Origin of the sequence: Pseudomonas sp. SWRI22 (assembly GCF_014268395.2) — a bacterium.
Classification (GTDB): Bacteria; Pseudomonadota; Gammaproteobacteria; order Pseudomonadales; family Pseudomonadaceae; genus Aquipseudomonas; species Aquipseudomonas paracarnis.
Window position 1 is genome coordinate 296,668 of sequence record NZ_JABWQK020000002.1, and the last position, 24,028, is coordinate 320,695.

Sequence of the window (24,028 nt, forward strand, 5' to 3'; positions counted from 1 at the left end):
AGCGGTGGATCAGTCACTGTTGTATTGGCTGATACACCGCATTCGCGGGCGAGCCCGCTCCCACATTTTTTTATGCAAAGGCTGGAATGTAGATCAGCCGATGCTGATTGGCGGCAGCTCGGTCAGGGTCACGACTTGCTGTTTGCGCGGCGCCAGAATCTCCGCCTCGCCATCGACTACCAACTCATCACGCTGGTTGAACACCCGAGTGGCAATGCGCACGCGAAACTTCGGCAGTTTCTCGAGGATTTCCAAGCGCACGGTCAGGGTGTCGCCGATCTTCACCGGTTTCTGAAAGGTCATTTGCTGGCCGATATAGATAGTGCCCGGCCCAGGCAGCTCGCAGGCCACTGCCGCGCTGATCAGCGCGCCGCTGAACATGCCGTGGGCAATCCGCTCCTTGAACATGGTCGCCTTGGCGTATTCAGCGTCCAGGTGCACCGGGTTGTGGTCACCCGACATGGCGGCGAACAGCTGGATATCGCGCTCTTCGACGGTTTTGCTGAAGCTGGCAGTCTGGCCCACTTCAAGCGCTTCGTACGGGGTGTTGGTTACCTGGGTCATCTCAAGGAGCATCCTGTGGCTTAACGGTAATTAATCGGCTGATTTTAAAGCAAAAACTATTCGCAGCGGGTGGGCCTGCGCAACGCCAGCGCCTGGTCGAGCCAGGTCAGCAGGTCGGCGGTGACTTCATCACGGTTGGTTTCGTTGAATACTTCATGGCGCGCCTGCGGGTAAAGCGTCAATTGCACGTCCTGGCAACCGGCCTCACGCAGGGCGTGGGCCAGGTGCTTGAGACGCTTGCCTTCACTCACCGGATCACGATCGCCGCCAATCACCAGGATCGGCAGGCCGGGATCAATCTGCGCCAGGTTGGAGACTTTGCTGATCTGCTGCAAGCCGCCCAACAGGTCGATCCACAGTTGATTGGTGCAACGAAAGCCACAGAGTGGGTCGTTGATGTAGTTGTCCACTTCAACCGGGTCGCGGCTGAGCCAGTCAAACGCGGTGCGATTGGGTTTGAAGGCTTTGTTGAATGAGCCGAACGACAAGAAGTCGATCAACGCACTGCGCCCTCGCAGGCCTTGGCGTGCACGTTCGATGCGCGCAATGATTTGCGCTGCACGGTAGAGGGCCACCGGCTGGAAATTCGAGCCGCTGAGTATTGCGCCATGCAAGCTGGCGCTGTGATGCAGCAAGTATGCCTGGGAGATATAGCTGCCCATGCTGTGGCCCAGCAAGATGATCGGCAGCCCGGGATGCTGTTGGCCGATGTGCTGATTAAGGCTGGCCAGATCGCCCACGACTTTGTTCCAGCCATCCGTTTCAGCATATAGCCCAACGGTGCCGGCCTCGGCGGTACGGCCATGCCCACGCTGGTCCAGCGCATATACGCCATACCCTGCGCCACACAACGCTTGCGCCAGGCGCGCATAGCGACCGCCGTGCTCGGCCATGCCATGGGAAATCATCACCACGGCCCTGGGCGGGCCGTCGGGCATCCATTGGTTGACGTACAGACGGGTGTGGTCGTTCGCGGTCAGCCAGAAGGTGCTGTGGTTCATGGCGGCTTCCTTTGCTCAGGGTGGTTGCATTGTATAGCTCATCCGGCGTGGGGCGGGGTATCTGCCTACGCCTTAGGTACAAGATTCATACAATCAATGACACAGTTCAGCGTCTTGCCTGTTTGGCCATAGCTGCTAACTTCCCCAAAGCTCCGCTTCTTATTGCTGCACATCTGCATGGCAGCGGCCGGACACACTCAGGTAAAGAGGACAAGAATAATGCAACCTGATTTCTGGAATGACAAACGCGCGGCGGGAGTCCCCAATGCCATCGACCTCAGCACCTACACGTCGGTGATCGAGGTCTTCGAGCGTTCCTGCAAGACCTTTGCCGACCGTCCGGCATTCAGCAGCATGGGCATTACCCTCACCTACGCCGAGCTTGAGCGCCAGAGTGCGGCGTTTGCCGGTTACCTGCAGCAGCACACCGACCTCAAGCCCGGCGAGCGCATCGCGGTGCAGCTGCCCAACGTGCTGCATTACCCGGTTGCGGTGTTCGGCGCACTGCGCGCCGGGCTGATCGTGGTCAACACCAACCCGCTTTATACGCCGCGCGAGATGCGCCATCAGTTCAAGGATGCCGGTGTGCGGGCGCTGGTCTACCTCAACCTGTTCGGTTCACGTGTGCAGGAGGTGTGCACCGACACGGAGATCGACTACCTGATCGAAGCCAGGATGGGCGATTTCATGCCCGCCGCCAAAGGCTGGCTGGTCAACACCGTGGTCGACAAAGTCAAGAAGATGGTCCCGGCCTACCACCTGCCGCGGGCGGTTTCGTTCAAGCGCGCCCTGCGCATGGGCGCGGGCCTTGGAGTGACGCGCCATCCGGTGACCCTGGACGACGTCGCCGTGCTGCAATACACCGGCGGCACCACTGGGCTGGCCAAGGGAGCGATGCTCACTCACGGCAACCTGGTGGCGAACATGCAGCAAGTGCGGGCGTGCATGTCGCAACTGGGCGACGACGGCCATCCGCTGATCAAGGAAGGGCAGGAGGTGATGATTGCACCGCTGCCGCTGTACCACATCTATGCATTCACGGCCAATTGCATGTGCATGATGGTCTCCGGTAACCACAACGTGCTGATCACCAACCCACGGGACATCGGCGGGTTTATCAAGGAGCTCAAACAGTGGCAGTTCTCCGGCCTGTTGGGGCTCAACACACTATTTGTGGCGCTGATGGACCACCCGGATTTCAAGACCCTGGATTTCTCCCACCTGAAGATTACCAACTCCGGCGGCACCGCCCTGGTCAAGGCCACGGCGGAACGCTGGAAAGCGGTGACCGGCTGCGCCATCGGCGAAGGCTACGGCCTCACCGAAACCTCGCCAGTGGCCAGTACCAACCCCTACGGCGGCCTGTCACGCCTGGGTACCGTGGGCATCCCGGTGCCGGGTACGGCGATGAAGGTCGTGGATGACCTGGGGCAAGAACTGCCGTTGGGCGAGCGCGGCGAGCTGTGCATCCAGGGCCCACAAGTGATGAAGGGCTACTGGCAGCAACCGGCCGCCACCGCCGAAACCCTGGACGCCGATGGCTGGTTGAAGACCGGTGACATTGCGGTGATCGACACCGATGGCTACATCAGTATTGTGGATCGCAAGAAGGATTTGATCATCGTCTCGGGTTTCAACGTGTACCCCAACGAAATTGAAGACGTGATCATGGCCCACCCGGCCGTGGCCAACTGCGCCGTGATCGGCGTACCGGACGAGCGCACGGGGGAGGCGGTGAAGCTGTTCGTGGTGGCACGGGCCCAGGGGGTGAGCCTCGAGGAACTGAAGGCGTACTGCAAGGCCAACTTCACGGGGTACAAGGTGCCCAAGCATATTGTGTTGAGAGAGTCGTTGCCGATGACGCCGGTGGGGAAAATTCTGCGCCGGGAGCTGCGCGACATCGCTTGAATTGAAATAGGGTACAAAAATGTGGGAGCTGGTTTGCCCGCGCTAGCAGTGTTTCAGTCGCCTGTTGAATTGGCTGATCCACCGCTATCGCAGGCAAGCCAGCTCCCACACTGTATTTTTCGCCCTTGAGAGCCTGTTCTAGAGCCATTCCTGGTGTTATAGAATTTTTGCTCTAAAAGTGACCATTGGATATTCTTGAGTCATGTTTATGACTGTAGGGGCCTCTTTTGGCTCTAGGCGGCCCTTGGCAAAGCTGCTACTCTCGGCGCGCTTTGTGACTTCTAGGCCTGCTTGAAAGCGCCAGACTCACCTAAAAACATACACCAATAATAATCGCATCAAATGCGATGATGAATTCGCGTCGCTGAGGAGTGGGCTTCCATGAATGAAGACTTTTGGAAGGATAAGTACCCCGCCGGGATTGCTGCACAGATCAATCCAGACGAGTATCCGAATATTCAGGCGGTACTGAAGCAGTCCTGCCAGCGCTTCGCCAACAAACCGGCTTTCAGCAACCTGGGCAAGACAATCACCTACGGTGAACTGTACGAATTGTCCGGCGCATTCGCCGCGTATCTGCAACAGCATACCGATTTGAAGCCTGGCGATCGAATCGCCGTGCAACTGCCCAACGTTCTGCAATACCCCGTCGCTGTATTCGGTGCGATCCGCGCCGGCCTGATCGTGGTCAACACCAACCCGCTGTATACCGCGCGGGAGATGGAACACCAATTCAATGATTCGGGGGCCAAGGCCCTGGTTTGCCTGGCCAACATGGCGCACCTGGCTGAAAAAGTCGTGCCCAAGACCGCCGTCAAGCACGTGATCGTCACCGAAGTTGCCGACCTGCTCTCGCCGTTCAAGCGCGTGCTGATCAACAGCGTGATCAAGTACGTGAAGAAAATGGTCCCGGCCTATCATCTGCCCCAGGCCATCAAATTCAACGACGTACTCGCCAAGGGCCATGGCCAGCCGGTCAACGATGCCAGCCCGGCCAGCGGCGATGTGGCCGTGTTGCAATACACCGGCGGTACCACCGGCGTGGCCAAGGGCGCGATGCTGACCCACCGCAACCTCGTCGCCAACATGCTGCAATGCAAGGCGCTGATGGGCTCCAACCTCAATGAAGGCTGCGAGATCCTGATCACGCCGCTACCGCTCTACCACATCTATGCCTTCACCTTTCATTGCATGGCGATGATGCTGATCGGCAACCACAACATCCTGATCAGTAACCCGCGCGACCTGCCGGCGATGGTCAAGGAACTGTCGAAGTGGAAGTTCAGCGGCTTCGTCGGCCTCAACACCCTGTTCGTGGCACTGTGCAACAACGAAGGTTTCCGCAAGCTGGACTTCTCTGCGCTGAAGGTCACCCTATCGGGCGGCATGGCGTTGCAACTGGCGGCGGCGGAGCGTTGGAAGGCCGTGACCGGCTGCGCGATCTGCGAAGGCTACGGCATGACCGAAACCAGCCCGGTGGCCACGGTCAACCCGATCCAGCACATCCAGATCGGCACCATCGGCATTCCGGTGCCTTCCACCGCGTGTAAAGTCATCGCCGACGACGGTACCGAGCTTGCACTGGGCGAAACTGGCGAGCTGTGTGTGAAAGGTCCGCAAGTGATGAAGGGCTACTGGCAGCGCCAGGAAGCTACCGACGAGATGCTCGATAGCGAGGGCTGGCTGAAGACCGGCGACATCGCGATCATCCAGCCAGACGGCTACATGCGTATCGTCGACCGCAAGAAGGACATGATTCTGGTCTCCGGCTTCAACGTCTACCCCAACGAGCTGGAAGACGTGCTGGCGGGCCTGCCGGGTGTGCTGCAGTGTGCGGCTATCGGCGTACCGGATGAAAAATCCGGCGAGCACATCAAATTGTTCATCGTGGTCAAGCCAGGGGCTACCCTGACCAAGGACCAGGTGATGGAACACATGCGCGCCAACGTCACCGGCTACAAAGTGCCCAAGGCCGTGGAGTTCCGTGATGCGCTGCCGACCACCAACGTGGGCAAGATCCTGCGGCGTGAATTGCGTGATGAAGAATTGAAGAAACTCGGTCTTAAAAAGTAACCCATAAAAAACCCCGCCGATGCGGGGTTTTTTATGAGGGCGCTGGCGAAACACTTACCCCCTGTGGGAGCTGGCTTGCCTGCGATAGCGCTACAGCAGCCACTGCTGTATCGCCTGACTCACTGCCATCGCGGGCAAGCCCGCTCCCACAGGGTTACCGGGCTTACAACGCGAACTGCGCGAAGCTCACACCCGCACCGGCGGGGCGTACGTCCTTCAAGAACGAGTCCTTATCCGCGCTTAGCTCCAGGGTAATCTCCGGCTTGCGCTTGCCCGCATTGCGTACCACCAGCCCTTCGAGTTTTTCACGCAGGAACACGGTCGGCACCTTCAGGTGCAGCAACTGGTCGGTGTCGGCGTTGTGCATCAACAGGTGGATCCACTCGTACTGGCCCACGGCAATACGCCCCACCGGCAGGTCGAACCACCAGATGTTGCGTTTGCGGTCCAGGTCGGTGAAGTGGCAGTTGTTGACGCCGAGTACGGCACCGCCCAGTTCCTGGTTTCTGCGGGCAATGGCCTGTGCTTTATTGAGTTTCATAACCTTCCTACGGGATCTGTTATCCAGCGTTGCAGCCTGAATGTGCCGGGCATTCTCGTGGGTTGGCTGCAAAACATAAAGCCAAACCTGCCGCTTTCGATGAAATGCTTGCGCAAAAATAATTGAAACTCTGCCGTTGCGCTTCGGGTCAACCGCTACGTAGTGACCAAAAACCATTTGATTGTTATCAGGAGTAATACCATGAGCAGCACTTCCGATAAGGTAAAGGGCTTGGCGAACGAAGCTGTCGGTAACATCAAGCAAGGCGTCGGTAAAGTCACAGACAATGACAAGCTGCGTGCTGAAGGCGTGATCCAAGAGAAAAAAGGCGAAGCTCAGCAAGCAGTGGGCAAGACCAAGGACGTAGTGAAAAAAACCACTGAGTAACATGTCCTGGCTGGCTGACCCCAGCAGCCCGACGGCCATCCACGGATGGCCGTTTTTGTATCCGGTGCTGCAACTAAACTTTCGAAATTGTTTCAAAGTCGCCAAATGGGCTACTTTGATGTAGAAAACGGCCCCTGAGTCGCCCACGAACTCAACCTCTTTTGCGGCGAAAGGAGACGCTATGCTTTTTCCAGTACTCGATGGTCTCAAGCTGCACAAGGTGCTGGTACGCACCATCAAGGAATTCGTCGATGACGAGATGCCTACCTACGCCTCGGCACTGGCCTACCAGATGCTGTTCTCTTTGTTTCCGTTCCTGCTGTTCCTCATTGCCCTGATCGGCTTCCTGCATTTGCCCGACTTCTTCAGTTGGCTGCGCCTGCAATCGGAGCTGGTGTTGCCACCCCAGGCGCTGGAACAGGTCAACCCGGTGATCGATCAGTTGCAGCAGTCCAAGGGCGGCTTGCTCTCGGTGGGTATCGTTATCGCCCTGTGGACGGCCTCTGCGGGCGTGCGCCTGATGATGAGCGCCATGAACGCCGCCTACGATGTGGTTGAAGGTCGGCCGATCTGGAAGCGTTTCCCGCTGTCGATTTTCTACACCGTGGGTATCGCCGGCATGCTGCTGGCGGCCGCCGCGCTGATGGTGCTGGGCCCGCAAGTCATGGAGTGGCTGGCCGGGCAGATCGGCATGCAGGAATTCGTGGTCACGCTGTGGACCATCCTGCGCTGGCCGCTGATTGTGATCTTGCTGATGTTCGCCGTGGCCCTCATGTACTACGTGATGCCGGACGTCGAGCAGGAATTTCGCTTTATCACCCCCGGCTCCGTCTTGGCCGTGGTGGTATGGATCGTCGCCTCCCTGGGCTTTGGCTACTACGTCAAGACCTTCGCGGACTACAACGCCATGTATGGCAGTATCGGTGCGATCATTGTCTTGCTCCTGTATTTCTACATCTCTGCCGCCGTACTGCTGCTGGGCGCGGAGATGAATGCGGTGATCGAGCATATGTCTGCCGAGGGCAAGGACCCCGGTGAGAAGGAAATAGGCGAGTCGGGCCACACCGATGAAAAACAACACGTCTCAGGCCTAGGCCGGGACCACTCCAAGCCCATGACCGAGCCTGAACAATGATCCGTGAAATCCTGAAAATGGGCGACGAGCGCCTGCTGCGTATCGCCCCGCCGGTGCCGCCGGAGATGTTCGACAGCCCGGAGTTGTGGCAACTGATCGACGATATGTTCCAGACCATGGAGCACGTGGGCGGCGTTGGCCTGGCGGCGCCGCAGATTGGCGTGGATCTGCAACTGGTGATCTTCGGTTTCGAGGCCAGCGAACGCTACCCGGACGCGCCGCCTGTGCCGCAGACCATCTTGATCAACCCCCTGATCACACCGCTCAGCCCGGTGCAGGAAGAGGGCTATGAAGGTTGCCTGTCAGTGCCCGGCCTGCGCGGCGCCGTGAACCGTTACCAGCAGATCCGCTACGAAGGGTTCGACCCCAAAGGCGAGCCGATCGTACGTTTTGCCGACGGCTTCCATGCGCGGGTGGTGCAGCATGAGTGCGACCATTTGATCGGCAGGCTGTACCCCTCGCGGATTACCGACTTCAGCAAATTCGGGTTTATTGAAGTGATGTTCCCGGAGCTGGACCCAACGGCTGACGAATAGCCCCTCTGAACCCACAGTTCAACTGTGGGAGCTGGCTTGCCTGCGATAGCGGTGGGCCAGCTACCTTATTTGTAGCTGATACACCGCTATCGCAGGCAAGCCAGCTCCCACATTCGATCAGTGTTTATTCAGGACTGGGGCATTGAGCCCCATCGCAATCATCGGTTTATTGCGCTTGTAACGCACCAGCCGTTCACTCAGCGATTGCGGCAAAACCGTGTCCTGGCTGAACCCCATGCCCTGATACAACCCTTCCAGGTCCGGATGGCACAGCAACCAGACCGTCCCTTCACAACTCGCCACGGCCTCGCCAATCAGTCGCGCCGCTAGCCGCTGGCCACGATAGGTCGGCGCCACAAACACCCCCGTCAGCCACTGCCCACCCATCACCGAGCTCAAGCACAAGCCGGCCACGATCTCGGCATCTCGCACTACCCACAAACGGCCGCCCTTGAGCGCCTTCATCGATGAATTGTGACTGCGGTAAAACTTGTTCAGCAGTGGCCACAGAGGCTCGGCCAGCGGTTCGATGTGCAATGGGGGCATGGGTTCAGACAAGCGTTATCAAGGGCAGGGGATTATAAGCGCCTTCTGCCGGGCAATAGGTGGTATACCCAGTGCTACATCCCCTGTTAGTGGAGCATGCATCATGGCCAAAGGTATGGATTCAAAGAAAGCCGCGAAGAAAAAACCGGCAAAGACCGCGGATGAAAAACGCGCGGACAAGAAGACCAAAAAATCCGAAGCGGGCCTGTTCGGTCACTGAGTTACACGCTTAGAACCAAACGATCTGCAAGATTTTCCCGCCTCATTGCACAGAGCAGGAAACACCTGCTCTGAGCTGCCGATGGCCAATTACCTTGATCCGACCCAACGCCGGGAAATCGAAGCCCTGGCGACGACCTTTGTGGCAAGAACCGAATGGCCGACCTGGCTACTGTTGATCGGCGTATATGCCGGCTGGTTCGCGGTGATCCTTGGCAGCCGGTGGCTGGGCGTGTGGCTGAGCATGTTGTTGCTGATTCCGCTGGTGACTCTGTGGCTATCGGTGCAGCACGAATTGCTCCACGGCCACCCGACCCGTTCGTTGTTGCTCAATAAACTCCTCGGCTATGCGCCTTTCGCGGTGTGGTATCCCTATACGCTGTACCGCGACAGCCACCTGTTGCACCACAACGACGACAACCTGACCCTACCGGGCATCGACCCGGAAAGCCGCTACCTCAATCAGCAGCAATGGGACAACAGCTCGCTGTTCGAACGTGGCGTGCATTGGCTGACCAAGACCGTGCTTGGCCGCTTCCTGCTGGCTGCGCCGTTGGCCATTGGCCGGTTGGCCCGTCACGAGTTTCAACGCCTGCCCCAGGTATGGCCGATGTGGCTGGCCCACGGCGCCGTTACTGTGCTGATGCTGAGTTTCATTGCCTCCTACAGCGCGCTTGCGGTGTGGCATTACCTGCTGCTGGTCAGCGTGCCAGCGTTGTCCCTGGCTTCGATCCGTTCCTACTATGAGCACCGCCCCCATCCCCGGCCGGAACAGCGCACAGTGCTCAACGAAGCGTCCTGGCCCTGGGCCTGGCTGTTTCTCAACAACAATCTGCACCTGGTGCACCACGATCTGCCAAAGTTGCCGTGGTACCTGCTGCCCAGGGTGTACCGTGCCCGGCGCAAGCAGTGGCTGGCGCGCAGCGGTGGTTTCCTGGTGCAAGGCTACGGCCAGTTGATCAGCCGTCACGGCCTCAAGGCCATCGACAGTCCCCTGCACCCGTTTGCCTGAGAGGCGACCATGAGTGAGCACTACGCCGACCTGCGCATGTACGTTGCGCCCGAGCCCATCCAGCAGGCCAATCAATACTGGCTGGCGCGCATCCTTGAGCGCTTGAAGCTGCATCGTCTTGATGCCGACCACCTCGACTTGCGCGGCCTGTGGCTGGCGCCGCAATTGCTCGTCAGCCAAACCTGCGGCTACCCGCTGATGACTCAACTGCGCGGCCAGGTGCGCATCATTGGGCGCCCCCGTTACGAGTTGGCCCACAGCAGCCACGGCGAACATTGCAGCCTGCTGTTAACTCGCGCGGACAACCCGCGTACCCGCCTGGCGCAGTTCTACCAGAGCCGCGGCGTGATCAACGGCCACGACTCCAACAGCGGTATGAACCTGCTGCGTGACTGCCTGGCGCCGTTGCAGCGCGACGGGCGTTTCTTCGCCTGCGTTGGCATCAGCGGTGCCCATCGCGAGAGCTTGCGCTGGCTGCGTGAAGGCCGCGCCGACCTCTCCGCCATCGACAGCGTCACCTACGACTACCTCGCCCGATTCGCCCCAGCAGAGGTCGCGGGCCTGCGCGTCATCGCCCGCAGCGCGCCGAGCCCGACTTTGCCTTACATAGGCGCGCTGGGCTTGAGCGATGCGCAGGTAGCGCAGATTCGGGAGGCGATGAACCTGGCGTTGCAGGACCTGCCGCAGGTGGCGCAAACCCTCGGTATGCGAGCTGTGCTTCCTGCCAGCGAAGATGACTACCAGGTGGTGTTGGATTACCAGCACAAAGCCGCCAGCATCGGCTATTCGGTACTTCAATAAGGTTATATAAAAATGCGTTTTAAATATTATTAAAGCATAAGTAGCCTTGCTAGGATTGCTTCACCGGAACACCGGACATACCGCGCAACCTACTCAGAAGGAGCCACTATGTCCGGCGCCGATCGTGCTCACAGCGACTACGTGGGCTCATTGTTTCGCATTCATTACCCTTGGCTGTGCAGCCGCTTGCACCGCTACCTCAACTCCCGTGCCCACGCCGAAGACATCGCGGTCGACGCGTTTGTCCAGCTCTTGAGTGCACCTCAGGTAGCGCCGATACGACAGCCCCGCGCATTGCTCACCACCATTGCCCAGCGCTTGGTGTACCAGGTGTGGCGCCGGCGTGACCTGGAGCGTGCCTACCTCGCTGTGCTGGATGACGATGCAGCCTGCGCCGAGGACCGGGCGCAGGTACTCGAAGCCCTCCAAGCCATCGATCTCTCGCTCGACCGCTTGCCGGCCAAGGTCAAGACGACGTTCCTGTTGTCCCGCGTCAACGGCCTGACGTACCCCCAGATCGCTGCCGAACTGGGGATTTCCCAGCGCTCGGTCAGTGACTACATGGCCCGCGCTGTTACCGGACTTGAATCCCACCCCGATCAAATGTGGGAGCTGGCTTGCCTGCGATAGCGGTGAGCCAGCCAACACCTCTGGCCATGTCAGGCCGCCATCGCAGGCAAGCCAGCTCCCACACTTCCTGTGCTCACTTTGAATCTGATCGAACCACCAAGAGGCAACTTATGAAAGCAATCAGACACCTGCTGGGCAGTTCGCTGCTGGCATTGGCAGTACTGGCGCAACCCACCTCGGCGGCCGAACCTTCCACGCTGCGCATCGGCTACCAGAAAAGCTCGGTCAGCATGGTGCTCGCCCGTGAGCACAAGCTCTTCGAAGCCGCACTGCCGGGCACCCAGGTGCAGTGGACCGAATTTCTCGGTGGCCCGCCGCTGATCGAAGCGCTCAACGCCGGCAGCCTGGACATCGGCAATATTGGCGATATCCCGCCGATCTTCGCCCAGGCAGCCGGGATCGACTTGCAGTATTTTGCCGTCGAGCCCAACGAGGGCAAGGCCGAAGCAGTGCTGGTGCCCAAGGCCAGCACCGTGCAGAACGTGGCCGAACTCAAGGGCAAGCGCGTGGCATTGCTCAAGGGCTCCAGTGCGCACAACCTGTTCCTCAAAAGCCTGCTGCACGCCGGGTTGCAGTGGAAGGATGTGAATGTGGTGTACCTGTCGCCTTCCGACGGCCGCGCCGCGTTCGAACAAGGCAAGGTGGACGCATGGGTGGTGTGGGACCCGTACTACTCGGCCGCCGTGATCGACGGCTCGGCACGCGTGCTGCGGGACGGGCAAGGGTTGAACCCTGCGGGCAGTTTCTTCGTGGTCAACCACCCGTTTGCCAAGCAGCACCCAGAGGCCATCGCCACGATTATCCAGACGCTTGGCAAGGCGCAACGCCTGTCGCTTGATCAGCCCGACGCGAGCATCACGCTGATGGCCGGCACTCTGGGCCTGCAACCGGCGGTGGTCAAAAGCTACTTCGAACATCGCTCGCCCGAGCCGATCCGCCCCTTGGCGGCCATCGACATTGCCAACCAGCAACGCACCGCAGACCTGTTTTTTGCCAACGGCCTGATCCCGAAAAAAGTCGATGTGCAGCAGGCTGTCTTCAAGCCCCTTGATCATCCATGAGCCAGACCGCTAAACCGATCAGTGTGGGAGCTGGCTTGCCTGCGATACAGACACCTCGGTGTATCAGATGAGCGGAGGTGATGCTATCGCAGGCAAGCCAGCTCCCACAGGTTCAGATCGCAGCCAGGGTCTCTTTCATTGTCTGGGCTGGCGAAGCAGTAGCCTTCGCCGCCACCTGCTGCTGTTGCTGCTCTTTCAAGCGCTCGGCCACTTGTTTGGCGATGGCGTCTTGTTTGTCCTGGGGCATCGCCTGCACTTGTTCTTCGGTCAGCCCTTGTTCCTTGAGTAACTGTTCACGAATACGTTCGGCTGGGGTCTTGCTCATGTATTCGGTGAACTCGGTACGTGCCCCATTAGTTGTGGCCTGTAACTGCACGCGGGTCTTGGCGAAGGCTTCGTCGATGCGATCGCTGGCCTTGTCCAATTCCCTCTGCGCGGCGGGCACTGTCACGCTGTGTTGCGCAGCCTGCAGGGCGCCGCTGTACAGCGCACTGGCGGCGGCGTTGGCGGGGTCCATGTCGGGTCGCGTGATCTGTTGCACGTTCGACGCCGCTTGAGTGTTGTTAACCAGCATGATCGTTCACCTATGAAAACAGACGGTGCGACAGCTGGAGCAAATACTGTGCCGGTTGCCAGACCCCAGTGTTTACTGGGGCTGGCGTCGTCGACGCGGCAAGCCTTCTCCTTGTGCGGCCAACCGTTGCCGTCAGTGAGCGATGTTCTCCAGGGCCAGGTTGCGCGTGCGCGGCCCAAACCAACTGATGGTAATCATCACGATCAACATGCTGCTGGCAATAAACGCCAACACGCCCGGCGTGCCCAGGTGCTCAAGGATAAAACCGATCAACAGGCTGCTGAACACCGTGGATAAACGGCTGAACGAATAGCAGAACCCGACCGCTCGCGCACGGATATTGGTGGGGAACAATTCGCTCTGGTACGAGTGATAACTGAAGCTCAGCCAGGCATTGCAGAAGGTGATCATCACCCCGCAGAAAATCAGCCCTAACGCTGTGGTTTGCAGGGCAAACAGGCTGCCGAAGATCACTGCACCCATGGCCGAGCCGACGATTTGCCATTTGTTCTCGAAGCGGTTGGCCACCTTGACGAACAACAGCGGGCCCAGCGGGTAGGCGAGGGTGATGATGAAGGCGTAGAGCAGGCTGTGGGTCACGCTGACACCCTGGCCCGAGAGCAAGGCCGGCAGCCAGTTGCCAAAGCCGAAGAAGCCGATGGCCTGGAACACATGGAACACGATCAGCATCAAGGCGCGGCGACGGTAGGGTGGCTGCCAGATGTCGGCGAAACGGCCATTGCCCTGCACGCTGATCGCTTCGGGTTCCGGTTCGTCCAGCGGCTTGCCTTGGTCTTTTCGGCAGCGTGCCTCCAGGTTGTTCAGGATCGTGTCGGCCTCTTCAAAGCGTCCCTTTTGTGCAAGCCAGCGCGGTGATTCCGGCAGGCGCTTGCGCAGTTGCCAGATAAACAACGCAAACACCGCACTTGAGAGCACCACCCAGCGCCAGCCCGCGATACCGAACGGCGCCTGTGGCACCAACCACCACGACATCAACGCCACGGCCGGCACCGACAGAAACTGGATAAAAAACGCAAAGGCAAACGCCGAACTGCGCATACGTTTGGGCACCAGTTCCGAGAGGTAGGCGTCGATGGTCACCAGTTCGATGCCAAGGCCAATGCCCACCAGAAAGCGCATGCAGATGATGCCCACGGCCGAGGTCTGGATGCCCATCAACACCGTGGCCACGGTGTACCAGACCAACGCAAAGGTGAAAATCGCGCGTCGCCCGAAGCGGTCGGCGATGGGGCTGAGCAGGCTGGCGCCGAGGAACAGGCCGAGGAATGTGGCCGAGGCGAAAGCGGCCTGGTCCGAGAAGCCAAACACGCCTTCGCTGCCGGTATGAAAAATTCCGTCGCTGATCAGGCCAGGGCTGATATAGGCGGTTTGGAACAGGTCATACAGCTCGAAAAAACCGCCGATGGAGAGCAACGCCACCAGGCGCCAAATAGTGGCGACGGCGGGCAGGCGGTCGATGCGGGCGCTGATGTGGGCGGCGCGGGTGGGGTCTGAGACGCAGGCGGCGAGTGTGGGCATGAATAACCTTCAGTTGGGCGAGTTGGAAGCTTCGAGCTTTAAGCCAAACCGCTATTGGGCTTGGAGCTTAACGTGCGCAACTGCTTCTCTAATTGTGGCCGTCGAGCGCGAACGTCTTGAAGCCGGCGTGCTGGCTGAGGCGTTGGTAATACGCCGCGATGGCGGGGTAGGGTGGCCGCTCCATGGGTGTCATCTGCCACCGATGTACCGAAAGGCCTATCAAGATGTCAGCGAGGGTGAACTCTTCGCCGGCGACGTAGGCGCCGGTCTTGGTCAACTGTTGTTCTAGCAAGGCCATCTTGTCATTCCAGGCCTGCACACCCGCCTGGATGCGTTGCGGGTCCTGATAGTCCGGGTTTTGACGCACCAGTGCGTGGAACGCATAGCCCCACGAAGGGTTGAGTTCGGTGGCTTGCCAGTCCATCCACTGTTCGACCCGTGCACGCAAGGCAGGCTCAACGGGTAGCAAGTCATGGCGCTGGTAGAGGCCGACAAGGTAGCGGCAGATGGTATTGGACTCCCACAGCACGCCATGGTCGTCGATCAGCACTGGCACCTGGGCGTTGGGGTTCAAGGCGAGGAAATCGGGGGATTGGGTAGGCTTGAAACCGATGCCCCAGTCTTCGCGCACGTAGTCGATGCCCAACTCCTGGCAGGTCCACAGTACTTTTCGCACGTTGATTGAAGAGGTACGACCCAAGATTTTCAGTGAATGGCCCATGGTGCTTCCCTGGCATCTAAGAGAGTGACCAATCTAGCAGGGGCCGGGCACGGCGGCGAGGGTGTGAAGCGGGCACGGCCGAAAATGTGGGAGCTGGCTTGCCTGCGAAAGCGTTGGTTCAGTTGAAGATGCGTTGACTGACCCACCGCCTTCGCGAGCAAGCCCGCTCCCACAGGGGATCTGTGCCAGGCGCTGATTCTGTGGACACTACATGGCCAGCTCTCACATTGATTGCGTTCGGCTCGACGCTCAGGTGCTCTCGCGCACCTGCAACTCAAACCCCATATCCACCACTGGCTTGGCCACCTTGTTGCCCGCCATGATCGTCAGCAGATGCTCTGCTGCCCGACGCCCGATGGCTTCCCGCGGCGTGCTGATGCTGCTCAGGCGCGGCACCATGAATGACGAGGCAGGTAGGTCGTTGAAGCCCAGCACCGCCACACGTTCAGGCACCTTGATGCCATGGCGCAGGGCTTCGAGCAGGGCGCCCTGGGCCAGGTCGTCGTTGCCGAAGAAGATCGCGTCCACATCCGGGTGGGCGGCCAGCAGTTGCAAAAACAGTTCGCCTCCCAGGCCCACGGAGGACGGGCGTGGCGTCAGCAGCTCCAGCGCCGGATCGTACATGCCGGCCTGTTGCAAGGCGCGGCGAAAGCCTTCGCCACGCAGCAAGGTGCGTTGGTCCAGTTGTGCGCCGATATAGGCCAGGCGCTTGCGCCCCCGGGACAGCAAGTGCGCCGCCGCGGTCTCGCCGGCGGCCAGTTGCGAGAAGCCCACACAGTTCACCCCGGCATTGGGGTCCAGATCCATCATGTACACACAGGGCACATTGCTGGCCTCGACCATTCGTCGCGCGCTTTCGGTGCGGTCAAAACCGGTCAGCAACAAACCCCGTGGCTGGTAGGCCATGTAGTTGCGCAGCAGGTCTTCTTCTTCATCACGCGAATAATGGGAGTTGCCGATCAGTACTTCAAAGCCCTTGGGCCGCAGTACCTGATGGATAGCTTCGAGGGTTTCGATAAACAGCAGGTTGGACAGTGACGGCACCAGCACCACCACCGAATGGCTCTGCGCCGAGGCCAGTGCCCGGGCGGCGGGGTTGACCACGTAGCTCAGTTCGGCGGCGGCCTGTTGCACTTTTTCCACCAGTTCGGTGGCCACGGTACTGATACCGCGCAGGGCACGGGAGGCCGTGATCGGGCTGACGCCGGCCAGGCGCGCAACTTCATTGAGGGTAGGGCGGCCCGTCGTGCGGGTATTTTTATCGTTCTTGGAGGTCATCAGGCGGCTTGCCAAACAAAAATCGAGGCACTAAGGTAGCGCTGTCTCCAAAGGGCTGCAAATTCTTGGATAAAGGGTTGCCTGATCCTGTCCAGCTCTTGAAGTCAATCTGTTGGAACGGATGCACGCGTCACTCCATAAAAATGACAAGTCGGCGCGGGAAAAGCCTGTTTTTGCACTAGCCTTACGCTATGCAAAGGTAGCGCTATCTGCGTCCTGAGGTGTTTCATGAGTCAACCTGTTACCGCCCTGGTCATCATGGGTGTTTCCGGCTGTGGCAAGTCCAGCGTCAGCCAAGCCCTGTGCGCCCTGAACGGCGCCACTGCCATTGAAGGCGACAGCTTTCACCCTGCCGCGAACATCGAAAAGATGAGCGCCGGCCACCCCCTCAACGACGACGACCGCGCCGGCTGGCTCGACATCCTGTGCGATGAACTGCGTCGTGCGTTGAAAGCGGGCGAGCATCCTGTACTGACCTGTTCGGCCCTGAAGAAAAAATACCGTGACCACCTGCGCGAAGCTGCGCCGGGCCTGGGCTTTGTCTTCCTGGAGCTGACCCGTGAAGTCGCCGCCGACCGCGTGTCTCACCGCCCCGGCCATTTCATGCCGGCAAGTCTGATCGACAGCCAGTTCGCCACCCTTGAATCGCCCAAGGGCGAGCCGCTGACCCTGGCCTTGAACGCGAGTGAAGACAGCGTCGAGGAACTGGCCGCGCAGACCCATACCTGGTGGCGCAAGCACGGCTTTGAACCTACTCATTAATTTTTTGCCGGAAAAGATAGCGCTATCCCCGGCAGGAAGTTCAACACCCGCTTTAATAACAACAACAAACAGGAGAGACCCCCCATGTTTGGCATGTCCCACGAGTCTTACCTGCTGCTAGATGCAGTAGTCACTATCATCGGGTTGATCGTACTGATCACCAAGTTCAAGGTGCACCCGTTCATTGCACTGATCATCGCGGCCGGTTTCCTCGGCCTGACCTCGGGCATGCCCGTGGACAAGATCATCAAGGCGTTCCAGGACGGTTTCGGCGGGGTGCTCGGTTTTGTCGGCATCATCCTCGCGCTGGGCACGATGCTCGGCAAGATGATGGCCGAGTCCGGCGGTGCCGATCAGATCGCCCAGACCCTGATCCGCGCCTTCGGCAAAGAGAAGGTCCAGTGGGCCATGATGTTCGCCGCGTTCCTGGTGGGCATCCCGCTGTTCTTCGAGATCGGCTTTGTGTTGCTGATCCCGCTGGTGTTTATCGTCGCCCGGCGTACCGGCGTGTCGCTGATCAAGATCGGTATCCCGCTGCTCGCTGGCCTCTCGGCGGTGCACGGCCTGGTGCCACCGCACCCGGGCCCGCTGCTGGCCATCGGCGTGTTCGGTGCCGATATCGGCAAGACCATCCTGTACGGCCTGATCGTCGCACTGCCGACCGCCATCATCGCCGGCCCGATCTTCGGTACGTTCATCGCCAAGTACATCCCGGGCAACCCGTCCCAGGAACTGGTGGACCAACTGGCCCGCGAAACCGATAACAAGTCGCTGCCAAGCTTCAGCATCACCCTGGTCACCGTGCTGCTGCCGGTGTTCCTGATGCTGCTCAAAACCTTTGCCGACATCGCGTTCGCCGAAGGCAACGTGGTACGCAACTGGATGGACATGATCGGCCACCCGATCACCGCACTGTTGCTGGCTTTGCTGTTATCGCTGTACACCTTTGGCCATCGTCAGGGCATCCACTCCAAGCAGATCCTCAAGCTGCTCGACGCCAGCCTTGCGCCAACCGCCGCGATCATCCTGATCATCGGTGCCGGTGGTGGCTTCAAGCAGATGCTGGTGACCAGCGGCGTGGGCGACGTGATCGGCCATATGGCGGTGAACGCGCAGATCAACCCGATCCTGCTGGCGTGGCTGGTGGCGGCGGTGATTCGGATTGCCACCGGTTCAGCGACGGTCGCGACCATTACCGGCGCGGGCATTGTGGTGCCAGTGGTGGGGATGATCCCTGGCGTCAACCGCGAGTTGCTGGTACTGGCGACGGGCGCGGGTTCGTTGATCCTGTCTCACGTCAACGATGCGGGGTTCTGGCTGGTCAAGCAGTACTTCAACATGACCGTGGCCGAGACGTTCAAGACCTGGACGGCGATGGAGACCATTCTGTCGATCGTGGCGCTGATCTTCATCATGTTGCTGTCGTTGGTGGTGTAAGCCACACCCCAAAGTAAGAGTGGGAACTGATCAAATGTGGGAGCTGGCTTGCCTGCGATAGCGGTAGTGAATCCAACACTGCCATCGCAGGCAAGCCAGCTCCCACATTGATTGGGTTTCTTCAGGTGGATCAGGTCAGGCCTTGCTGACCAACCCATCCGCCCTGAACATCCCACGAATCCCCCGCACGGCCTGGCGAATCCGGTCCTGGTTTTCGATCAGCGCAAAGCGCACATGATCGTCGCCATACTCACCAAAGCCGATCCCCGGCGACACACACACCTTCGCTTCCAATAGCAGTTTCTTGGCAAACTCCAGCGAGCCCATGGCCGCGTACTGCTCGGGAATCTTGGCCCAGACGTACATCGACGCCTTCGGATTCTCCACCATCCAGCCCAGTTCATGCAGGCCCTTGACCAGCACATTGCGACGCTGGCGGTACTGCTCGGCGATGTCCTTCACGCACTGTTGGTCGCCTTCCAGCGCCGCAATCGCCGCCACTTGCAGCGGGGTGAAGGTGCCGTAGTCGTGGTAGCTCTTGATGCGTGCCAGGGCGTTGACCAGTTCAGGGTTGCCCACCATGAAGCCGATGCGCCAGCCGGCCATGTTGTAGCTCTTGGACAGGGTGAAAAACTCCACCGCAATGTCCTTGGCGCCGGGCACTTGCATGATCGAGGGGGCTTTCCAGCCGTCGTAGACGATGTCGGCGTAGGCCAGGTCGTGCACCACCAGCACGTCGTACTGCTTGGCCAGGGCGATCACCCGTTCGAAGAAGTCCAGCTCCACGCACTGCGCGGTCGGGTTGGACGGGAAGCCGAGGATCATCATCTTCGGCTTGGGGATCGAGCCGCGAATCGCGCGCTCCAGCTCTGCGAAGAAATCCACGCCCGGTATCAGCGGCACCGAACGTACCTGGGCGCCGGCAATCACTGCGCCGTAGATATGAATCGGGTAGCTGGGGTTGGGCACCAGCACGGTATCGCCCTGGTCCAGGGTGGCCAGCATCAAGTGCGCCAGGCCTTCCTTGGAACCGATGGTCACGATAGCTTCGGACTCCGGGTCGATATCCACCGCGTAACGGTCCTTGTACCAACGCGAAATCGCCCGGCGCAAGCGCGGAATGCCTTTGGAGGTGGAGTAGCCGTGGGTGTCTTCACGCTGGGCGACGGTGACCATTTTCTCCACGATATGAGGAGGCGTGGCGCCGTCAGGATTACCCATGCTCAAGTCGATGATGTCTTCGCCGCGCCGACGCGCAGCCATCTTCAGCTCGGCAGTGATATTGAAAACATACGGGGGGAGTCGATCTATGCGCGCAAAGCGGCGCGGCGAACCTTGGTCTGCCATTGTTGCCTCGAGGTACGTAAGCGCCCGGAACCGTCCGAGCGACGTCGGCCACTGCGGTGGCCTGCGGGGCAGACAATACGGGCGATGATGGCCAGTTGTCCAGATGCGTAGGAAATTTTTCTACATGGAGTACAACGCGGATATGCCCCTATACTCGATGCGGGTTTGTTCCCTCATAAGAAGGAGACTGTTCGTATGGATCAGCAGACAAAAAAGCCGTTGGATTCACGCCTGGAAGCCGGTAAGGCCCTGGTGATCGCCGGGGTACAAGGGCGATATTCGAAGGCCACCGTTGGCGATATCCCACGGCTGTGGGAGTTGTTCGATACCTGTATCAAGGACATCAAGAAGCGCGTCGGCGGTGTGACCTACGGGGTGTGCCATAACCCGCATCACGGCGAATTCGATTACCTGGCAGGTGTTGAAGTCCCGGCCAAGAAGGACGTGCCGAGCAATTTCGAGGTGATCGAAATTCCGCCACTCAACTATGCCGTGTTCCCCCACTACGGGCCGGTGCAGGCGCTTGAGCAAACCTACGAGCGCATCATGTTCGAATGGCTGCCGCACTCGGGCTACAAGGTCATGGGCGCGGATTTCGAGCGCTATAGCGCGGACTTCGATGCCAGGAAGGGCACGGGGACGGTGGAAATCTGGCTGCCGATCGGGGAGCGGGGCTGACACTGCACCCGATGTCACGTAAACACGACATGCACGCTTAAAAGTCATGTTTACGTGACATTGCCGCTATGGATTAAACCTGAAACTCAACCGGCGCTCATACCCTACGCGACCCTTGTACGCCTCACCGCGATCCACCCATCCCGCCCCCAGATACAACCCCATTGCCGCCAGGTTGTGGGCATCCACCGACAACTCCAACCCCTTGATCTGCGGCCAGGCCTCGCGCGCCACGGCGGGCAACGCCTGCAAACACATCTTGCCGTATCCACACCCCTGTTGATGCCGGTCTACCTGTAGCGCGTGGAGTGTGGCGCTGTGTTCATCGGCCCAATGAGGCAGGCACGGTGGTCGCTTGAGCAGCAGGAACGCCACAGGAAGGTCGTCGACCAACAGCGCAAAGCCCTTGACCCCAGGGCTCGGGTTGGCGAGCAGGGTATTGAGGGCGCAATACATATCACCGCAAAACGGCAGTTGCTCAGGGTGAACTTCGATGGCGCCGACTTGCTGTTGTTGCACAGCGTTCAGCGCCTCGTAAGCAACGAGGCGGGTTGGCATGGGACTATCCGAACGGCTGCAAGAGAAGTGGCAGTTTATCGGGTTTGAGCCACGGGAAATTATTTTTCAGGGGGATGTCGATTTCCCTCGGGGCCATTCGACTAAGGGTGTCTTCCGTGATTTTCCACCCCAAGGAGTCATCGCCATGAGCACTGCAATCAAGAGCCTGATAGAGCAATGGAAACACGCCGTCGTCAGTCGCGATATCGACCAGATTGTCAGCTTTTACGCCGACGATATCGTCTCGTTCGACGCTGTAACCGCTCTGCAATTCAAAGGCAAGGCGGCCTATCGCGCGCATTGGGAGGCGTGCATGGAGCACTGCCCCGGCCCCGGCATCTTCGAGTTTCATGAACTGCATGTCGTCGAAGCGCCAGACAGCGCATTCGCCCACTGGCTGGCCCACTGCGGCGGTGCCGGGCCGGACGGTGAGGTGAAGGCTTGCTGGATGCGTGTCACCGCCGGCTACCAGCGCATCGATGGCCAATGGAAGGTGGTGCACGAGCACTGGTCGGCGCCGTTTGATATGCAAAGCGGCACGGCGTTGTTCGACCTGAAACCTTGAGCACCGCGAACTATAGTCAGTAGTCCGAAAACGGAGAACGCCATGAAATACCTGTGCCTGATCTACAGCGATGAACAGGTGTTGCACACCTCGCCTGACAGCCCCCACGACTCGGAATGTCTGGCCTACGCCGAGGCCGTCCAGGCCAGCGGGCGCATGCTGGCCGCTGAGCCGCTGGAGTCGGTGACCACCGCCACCACCGTGCGCATGCGCAACGGTAAGCTGTCGATTACCGACGGGCCGTTTGCCGAAACCAAGGAGCAGCTCGCCGGGTTCTACCTGATCGACGCCAAGGACCTCAATGAAGCGCTCCAGGTGGCTGGCGGCATTCCGGCGGCCCGGGTCGGCAGTGTGGAAGTGCGCCCCGTGCGCCAATTGAATCTCTCAACACAATAATCAAAAGACGTGAGGAGGTTTCCCGTGAACACTCAACCCGCCCAATTTGAGCTGTCCATCAGCCGCTTGATCGATGCGCCGCGCCGCCGGGTGTTTCGCGCCTGGACTGAGCCAACCCTGCTGCAACAATGGTGGGGCCCCCACGGCATGACCACCCCTGAATGCGAGATGAACCTGTGGGTCGGCGGCTTGTTCCGCACCTTGATGCGTGCGCCCGATGGCAGCGAGTTCCCGACCCAGGGCGTTTTTCTGGAAATCGATGCGCCCAACCGCCTGGTGTTTACCGACGCGTTTATGCCGGGTTGGGTGCCTTCGGGCAAGCCGTTCATGAGCGCCGAAGTCACCTTTGAGGAGGTCGGCGAAAAGACCCTCTATACCGCCCGCGCCATGCACTGGAGTGCCGAGGACAAGCAGGCCCACGAAGCCATGGGCTTTCATGACGGCTGGGGCCAGAGCCTGGACCGCCTGGTGAAGTTGGTGACCGAGGACATGGTCGATTGACCCAGCAGATCGACGCTATTTACCGCCGCGAATCACGCCGCGTGCTCGCGACGTTGATTCGTGTGCTGGGTGATTTCGACTTGGCCGAGGAGGCGCTGCACGAAGCATTTTTCGTCGCCCTGCAGCGCTGGCCCGAGGATGGCGTGCCGGATAATCCACGGGCGTGGCTGGTGTCCACCGGTCGCTTCAAAGCCATCGACCGCCTGCGTCGGCAGTCGCGTTTTACGCCGTTATTGGAAGAGCAGGCCGAGGCGTTGGAGGCCGCGCCTTGGAGTGATGAAGACGTGGAAGACGACCGCCTGCGCCTGATGTTCACTTGCTGCCACCCAGCGTTGGCAGCCGATGCCCAGGTTGCGCTGACCTTGCGCGAGATCTGCGACCTGAGCACCGAGGCCATCGCTCACGCTTTTCTTGCCACGCCCACCACCATTGCCCAACGCATCGTGCGCGCCAAGGGCAAGATCCGTGAGGCGAAAATTCCGTATCAAGTGCCGTCCCGCGCCGAATTGCCCGAACGATTGGACAGTGTGCTGCGGGTGATTTACCTGGTGTTCAACGAGGGCTATTCGGCGTCAGCGGGTGCCGACCTCACCCGTGAGGACCTGACCTTGGAGGCCATTCGCCTGGGGCGTTTGCTGCTGGAGTTGCTGCCCGAGCCGGAAGTCATGGGCTTGCTGGCGTTAATGTTGCTGCACGAGTCGCGTCGGCCTGCCCGCACTTCTGCCAGCGGCGAACTGGTGCTGTTGGACGCTCAGGATCGTACGCTTTGGGACAGGGCCTTGATCGCTGAAGGCTGCGCATTGGTGGAGCAGGCGCTGATGACGCCACGCTTCGGGCCGTATTGCTTGCAGGCTGCGATTGCCGCCGTGCACGCCGAGGCGCCCAGCGCAGGGGAAACCGATTGGCGGCAGATTGTCGGGCTCTACGATGTATTGCTCAGGTCTGTGCCGTCGCCGGTGATCGAGTTGAACCGTGCGGTAGCGGTGGCGATGGAGCAGGGGCCGTTGGCGGGGTTGGTGCTGGTAGACAACCTTTTGCAGCGCGGTGAGTTGCAGGACTACCACTTGGCGCATTCGGCGCGTGGGGAGTTTTGCCGGCAGTTGGGGCGGTTTGACGAAGCCCGCAGCGCGTACGAAAAAGCGTTGTCGCTGACGCAACAGGCGCCAGAAAAACGCTTCATCACGCGACGTCTCGCCGAACTCAATTCCTCCAGGCAGTGACGATCCAAATGTAGGAGCGAGCTTGCTCGCGAAAAACT

The 24,028-nt window shown here is 59.9% G+C and carries 26 protein-coding genes; 16 read left to right on the plus strand and 10 right to left on the minus strand.

All coding sequences use genetic code 11. The features are described 5' to 3' along the window. Positions 1–93: 93 nt before the first annotated feature. Both HU730_RS18650 and HU730_RS18655 read right to left on the minus strand, forming a co-directional pair. Positions 94–564, minus strand: coding sequence for a MaoC family dehydratase (locus HU730_RS18650; RefSeq protein ID WP_003193747.1), 471 nt, complete (start codon positions 562–564; stop codon positions 94–96). A 56-nt stretch (positions 565–620) separates the two neighbouring features. Beyond that, complete coding sequence (locus HU730_RS18655; protein WP_034128517.1) at positions 621–1,565, minus strand: alpha/beta hydrolase; 945 nt, start codon at positions 1,563–1,565, stop codon at positions 621–623. Between the two features lie 219 nt (positions 1,566–1,784). Between HU730_RS18655 and fadD2 the strand changes: the two genes are divergently transcribed. Then, on the plus strand, positions 1,785–3,473 hold the full coding sequence (gene fadD2 / locus HU730_RS18660; protein WP_034128516.1) for a long-chain-fatty-acid--CoA ligase FadD2: 1,689 nt from the start codon (positions 1,785–1,787) through the stop codon (positions 3,471–3,473). Between the two features lie 381 nt (positions 3,474–3,854). Then, positions 3,855–5,546, plus strand: a complete 1,692-nt coding sequence (gene fadD1 / locus HU730_RS18665; protein WP_034128515.1) for a long-chain-fatty-acid--CoA ligase FadD1 — start codon at positions 3,855–3,857, stop codon at positions 5,544–5,546. Between the two features lie 163 nt (positions 5,547–5,709). Here the strand turns inward: fadD1 and HU730_RS18670 are convergent, their stop codons facing one another. Continuing rightward, positions 5,710–6,087 (minus strand): hypothetical protein, encoded by a 378-nt coding sequence (locus HU730_RS18670; protein WP_003193739.1) that lies wholly within the window; start codon positions 6,085–6,087, stop codon positions 5,710–5,712. A 201-nt stretch (positions 6,088–6,288) separates the two neighbouring features. Here HU730_RS18670 and HU730_RS18675 point away from each other — a divergent pair, with 201 nt between their 5' ends. The 3 genes from HU730_RS18675 (at position 6,289) to def (ending at position 8,145) form a co-directional block, all read left to right on the plus strand. After that, a complete protein-coding gene (locus HU730_RS18675) occupies positions 6,289–6,474 on the plus strand; it encodes a CsbD family protein (protein WP_186527765.1) in 186 nt (61 codons plus the stop codon). Between the two features lie 181 nt (positions 6,475–6,655). Beyond that, on the plus strand, positions 6,656–7,609 hold the full coding sequence (locus HU730_RS18680) for a YihY/virulence factor BrkB family protein (RefSeq protein WP_034128514.1): 954 nt from the start codon (positions 6,656–6,658) through the stop codon (positions 7,607–7,609). Then, entirely contained in the window at positions 7,606–8,145 is a 540-nt protein-coding gene (def, locus tag HU730_RS18685; RefSeq protein ID WP_186527766.1) for a peptide deformylase, read from the plus strand. Before HU730_RS18680 ends, def begins: the two co-directional genes overlap by 4 nt. Positions 8,146–8,262: 117 nt before the next feature. Here def and HU730_RS18690 read toward each other — a convergent pair whose 3' ends face one another. After that, positions 8,263–8,691, minus strand: coding sequence for a GNAT family N-acetyltransferase (locus HU730_RS18690; protein ID WP_186527824.1), 429 nt, complete (start codon positions 8,689–8,691; stop codon positions 8,263–8,265). A gap of 301 nt (positions 8,692–8,992) precedes the next feature. Between HU730_RS18690 and HU730_RS18695 the strand changes: the two genes are divergently transcribed. From HU730_RS18695 to HU730_RS18710, 4 genes are all read left to right on the plus strand, one after another. Beyond that, positions 8,993–9,922, plus strand: a complete 930-nt coding sequence (locus HU730_RS18695; protein WP_186527825.1) for a fatty acid desaturase — start codon at positions 8,993–8,995, stop codon at positions 9,920–9,922. Positions 9,923–9,931: 9 nt separating this feature from the next. Then, positions 9,932–10,723: a PhnD/SsuA/transferrin family substrate-binding protein gene (locus HU730_RS18700; protein WP_186527826.1), complete on the plus strand. Its 792-nt coding sequence runs from the start codon at positions 9,932–9,934 to the stop codon at positions 10,721–10,723. Between the two features lie 108 nt (positions 10,724–10,831). Further along, a complete protein-coding gene (locus HU730_RS18705; protein ID WP_096144831.1) occupies positions 10,832–11,353 on the plus strand; it encodes a sigma-70 family RNA polymerase sigma factor in 522 nt (173 codons plus the stop codon). A gap of 110 nt (positions 11,354–11,463) precedes the next feature. After that, positions 11,464–12,414 (plus strand): aliphatic sulfonate ABC transporter substrate-binding protein, encoded by a 951-nt coding sequence (locus tag HU730_RS18710; RefSeq protein WP_186527827.1) that lies wholly within the window; start codon positions 11,464–11,466, stop codon positions 12,412–12,414. A gap of 112 nt (positions 12,415–12,526) precedes the next feature. On the opposite strand, the gene HU730_RS18715 is transcribed toward HU730_RS18710, so the two are convergent. The 4 genes from HU730_RS18715 to HU730_RS18730 form a co-directional block, all read right to left on the minus strand. Continuing rightward, on the minus strand, positions 12,527–12,988 hold the full coding sequence (locus tag HU730_RS18715) for a hypothetical protein (RefSeq protein WP_096144832.1): 462 nt from the start codon (positions 12,986–12,988) through the stop codon (positions 12,527–12,529). A 132-nt stretch (positions 12,989–13,120) separates the two neighbouring features. Then, positions 13,121–14,527 carry an MFS transporter gene (locus HU730_RS18720; RefSeq protein ID WP_186527828.1) on the minus strand — a complete coding sequence of 469 codons (1,407 nt, stop codon included), beginning with the start codon at positions 14,525–14,527 and terminating at the stop codon, positions 13,121–13,123. A gap of 88 nt (positions 14,528–14,615) precedes the next feature. Further along, positions 14,616–15,248 carry a glutathione S-transferase gene (locus tag HU730_RS18725; RefSeq protein WP_034128505.1) on the minus strand — a complete coding sequence of 211 codons (633 nt, stop codon included), beginning with the start codon at positions 15,246–15,248 and terminating at the stop codon, positions 14,616–14,618. Positions 15,249–15,497: 249 nt separating this feature from the next. Beyond that, positions 15,498–16,529 (minus strand): LacI family DNA-binding transcriptional regulator, encoded by a 1,032-nt coding sequence (locus HU730_RS18730; protein WP_161793224.1) that lies wholly within the window; start codon positions 16,527–16,529, stop codon positions 15,498–15,500. Positions 16,530–16,754: 225 nt separating this feature from the next. Here HU730_RS18730 and HU730_RS18735 point away from each other — a divergent pair, with 225 nt between their 5' ends. Both HU730_RS18735 and HU730_RS18740 read left to right on the plus strand, forming a co-directional pair. Continuing rightward, positions 16,755–17,288 (plus strand): gluconokinase, encoded by a 534-nt coding sequence (locus HU730_RS18735; protein ID WP_034128504.1) that lies wholly within the window; start codon positions 16,755–16,757, stop codon positions 17,286–17,288. A gap of 84 nt (positions 17,289–17,372) precedes the next feature. Continuing rightward, the gene (locus HU730_RS18740) at positions 17,373–18,725 is read left to right on the plus strand and encodes a GntP family permease (protein WP_014719640.1); all 1,353 of its coding nucleotides are present in this window, start codon (positions 17,373–17,375) and stop codon (positions 18,723–18,725) included. Between the two features lie 135 nt (positions 18,726–18,860). Here HU730_RS18740 and alaC read toward each other — a convergent pair whose 3' ends face one another. Then, entirely contained in the window at positions 18,861–20,072 is a 1,212-nt protein-coding gene (gene alaC / locus HU730_RS18745; protein WP_032895593.1) for an alanine transaminase, read from the minus strand. A gap of 195 nt (positions 20,073–20,267) precedes the next feature. Here alaC and HU730_RS18750 point away from each other — a divergent pair, with 195 nt between their 5' ends. Then, complete coding sequence (locus tag HU730_RS18750; protein WP_186527829.1) at positions 20,268–20,750, plus strand: GyrI-like domain-containing protein; 483 nt, start codon at positions 20,268–20,270, stop codon at positions 20,748–20,750. A 66-nt stretch (positions 20,751–20,816) separates the two neighbouring features. On the opposite strand, the gene HU730_RS18755 is transcribed toward HU730_RS18750, so the two are convergent. Continuing rightward, positions 20,817–21,308 (minus strand): GNAT family N-acetyltransferase, encoded by a 492-nt coding sequence (locus HU730_RS18755; RefSeq protein WP_106118365.1) that lies wholly within the window; start codon positions 21,306–21,308, stop codon positions 20,817–20,819. A gap of 145 nt (positions 21,309–21,453) precedes the next feature. Between HU730_RS18755 and HU730_RS18760 the strand changes: the two genes are divergently transcribed. The 4 genes from HU730_RS18760 to HU730_RS18775 are packed head-to-tail and all read left to right on the plus strand — an operon-like array spanning position 21,454 to position 23,990. Continuing rightward, entirely contained in the window at positions 21,454–21,873 is a 420-nt protein-coding gene (locus tag HU730_RS18760; protein ID WP_054918266.1) for a nuclear transport factor 2 family protein, read from the plus strand. Between the two features lie 42 nt (positions 21,874–21,915). Beyond that, positions 21,916–22,269 carry a YciI family protein gene (locus tag HU730_RS18765; protein WP_034128501.1) on the plus strand — a complete coding sequence of 118 codons (354 nt, stop codon included), beginning with the start codon at positions 21,916–21,918 and terminating at the stop codon, positions 22,267–22,269. A 24-nt stretch (positions 22,270–22,293) separates the two neighbouring features. Next, the gene (locus tag HU730_RS18770; RefSeq protein WP_034128500.1) at positions 22,294–22,770 is read left to right on the plus strand and encodes an SRPBCC family protein; all 477 of its coding nucleotides are present in this window, start codon (positions 22,294–22,296) and stop codon (positions 22,768–22,770) included. Beyond that, entirely contained in the window at positions 22,767–23,990 is a 1,224-nt protein-coding gene (locus tag HU730_RS18775; RefSeq protein ID WP_034128499.1) for an RNA polymerase sigma factor, read from the plus strand. The genes HU730_RS18770 and HU730_RS18775 overlap by 4 nt, the downstream gene beginning before the upstream one ends. Positions 23,991–24,028 lie beyond the last annotated feature (38 nt).

Excerpts from the sequence above, each read along its gene's own strand:
- HU730_RS18700 (WP_186527826.1), top strand. The coding sequence starts at position 9,932 with ATGAGTGAGCACTACGCCGACCTGCGCATGTACGTTGCGCCCGAGCCC.
- HU730_RS18750 (WP_186527829.1), top strand. The coding sequence starts at position 20,268 with ATGGATCAGCAGACAAAAAAGCCGTTGGATTCACGCCTGGAAGCCGGT.
- def (WP_186527766.1), top strand. The coding sequence starts at position 7,606 with ATGATCCGTGAAATCCTGAAAATGGGCGACGAGCGCCTGCTGCGTATC.
- HU730_RS18740 (WP_014719640.1), top strand. The coding sequence starts at position 17,373 with ATGTTTGGCATGTCCCACGAGTCTTACCTGCTGCTAGATGCAGTAGTC.
- HU730_RS18670 (WP_003193739.1), bottom strand. The coding sequence starts at position 6,087 with ATGAAACTCAATAAAGCACAGGCCATTGCCCGCAGAAACCAGGAACTG.
- HU730_RS18715 (WP_096144832.1), bottom strand. The coding sequence starts at position 12,988 with ATGCTGGTTAACAACACTCAAGCGGCGTCGAACGTGCAACAGATCACG.
- HU730_RS18765 (WP_034128501.1), top strand. The coding sequence starts at position 21,916 with ATGAAATACCTGTGCCTGATCTACAGCGATGAACAGGTGTTGCACACC.
- HU730_RS18675 (WP_186527765.1), top strand. The coding sequence starts at position 6,289 with ATGAGCAGCACTTCCGATAAGGTAAAGGGCTTGGCGAACGAAGCTGTC.
- alaC (WP_032895593.1), bottom strand. The coding sequence starts at position 20,072 with ATGGCAGACCAAGGTTCGCCGCGCCGCTTTGCGCGCATAGATCGACTC.
- HU730_RS18710 (WP_186527827.1), top strand. The coding sequence starts at position 11,464 with ATGAAAGCAATCAGACACCTGCTGGGCAGTTCGCTGCTGGCATTGGCA.
- HU730_RS18695 (WP_186527825.1), top strand. The coding sequence starts at position 8,993 with ATGGCCAATTACCTTGATCCGACCCAACGCCGGGAAATCGAAGCCCTG.
- HU730_RS18760 (WP_054918266.1), top strand. The coding sequence starts at position 21,454 with ATGAGCACTGCAATCAAGAGCCTGATAGAGCAATGGAAACACGCCGTC.
- HU730_RS18655 (WP_034128517.1), bottom strand. The coding sequence starts at position 1,565 with ATGAACCACAGCACCTTCTGGCTGACCGCGAACGACCACACCCGTCTG.
- HU730_RS18725 (WP_034128505.1), bottom strand. The coding sequence starts at position 15,248 with ATGGGCCATTCACTGAAAATCTTGGGTCGTACCTCTTCAATCAACGTG.
- HU730_RS18735 (WP_034128504.1), top strand. The coding sequence starts at position 16,755 with ATGAGTCAACCTGTTACCGCCCTGGTCATCATGGGTGTTTCCGGCTGT.
- HU730_RS18690 (WP_186527824.1), bottom strand. The coding sequence starts at position 8,691 with ATGCCCCCATTGCACATCGAACCGCTGGCCGAGCCTCTGTGGCCACTG.
- fadD1 (WP_034128515.1), top strand. The coding sequence starts at position 3,855 with ATGAATGAAGACTTTTGGAAGGATAAGTACCCCGCCGGGATTGCTGCA.
- HU730_RS18720 (WP_186527828.1), bottom strand. The coding sequence starts at position 14,527 with ATGCCCACACTCGCCGCCTGCGTCTCAGACCCCACCCGCGCCGCCCAC.
- HU730_RS18650 (WP_003193747.1), bottom strand. The coding sequence starts at position 564 with ATGACCCAGGTAACCAACACCCCGTACGAAGCGCTTGAAGTGGGCCAG.
- HU730_RS18705 (WP_096144831.1), top strand. The coding sequence starts at position 10,832 with ATGTCCGGCGCCGATCGTGCTCACAGCGACTACGTGGGCTCATTGTTT.
- fadD2 (WP_034128516.1), top strand. The coding sequence starts at position 1,785 with ATGCAACCTGATTTCTGGAATGACAAACGCGCGGCGGGAGTCCCCAAT.
- HU730_RS18680 (WP_034128514.1), top strand. The coding sequence starts at position 6,656 with ATGCTTTTTCCAGTACTCGATGGTCTCAAGCTGCACAAGGTGCTGGTA.
- HU730_RS18755 (WP_106118365.1), bottom strand. The coding sequence starts at position 21,308 with ATGCCAACCCGCCTCGTTGCTTACGAGGCGCTGAACGCTGTGCAACAA.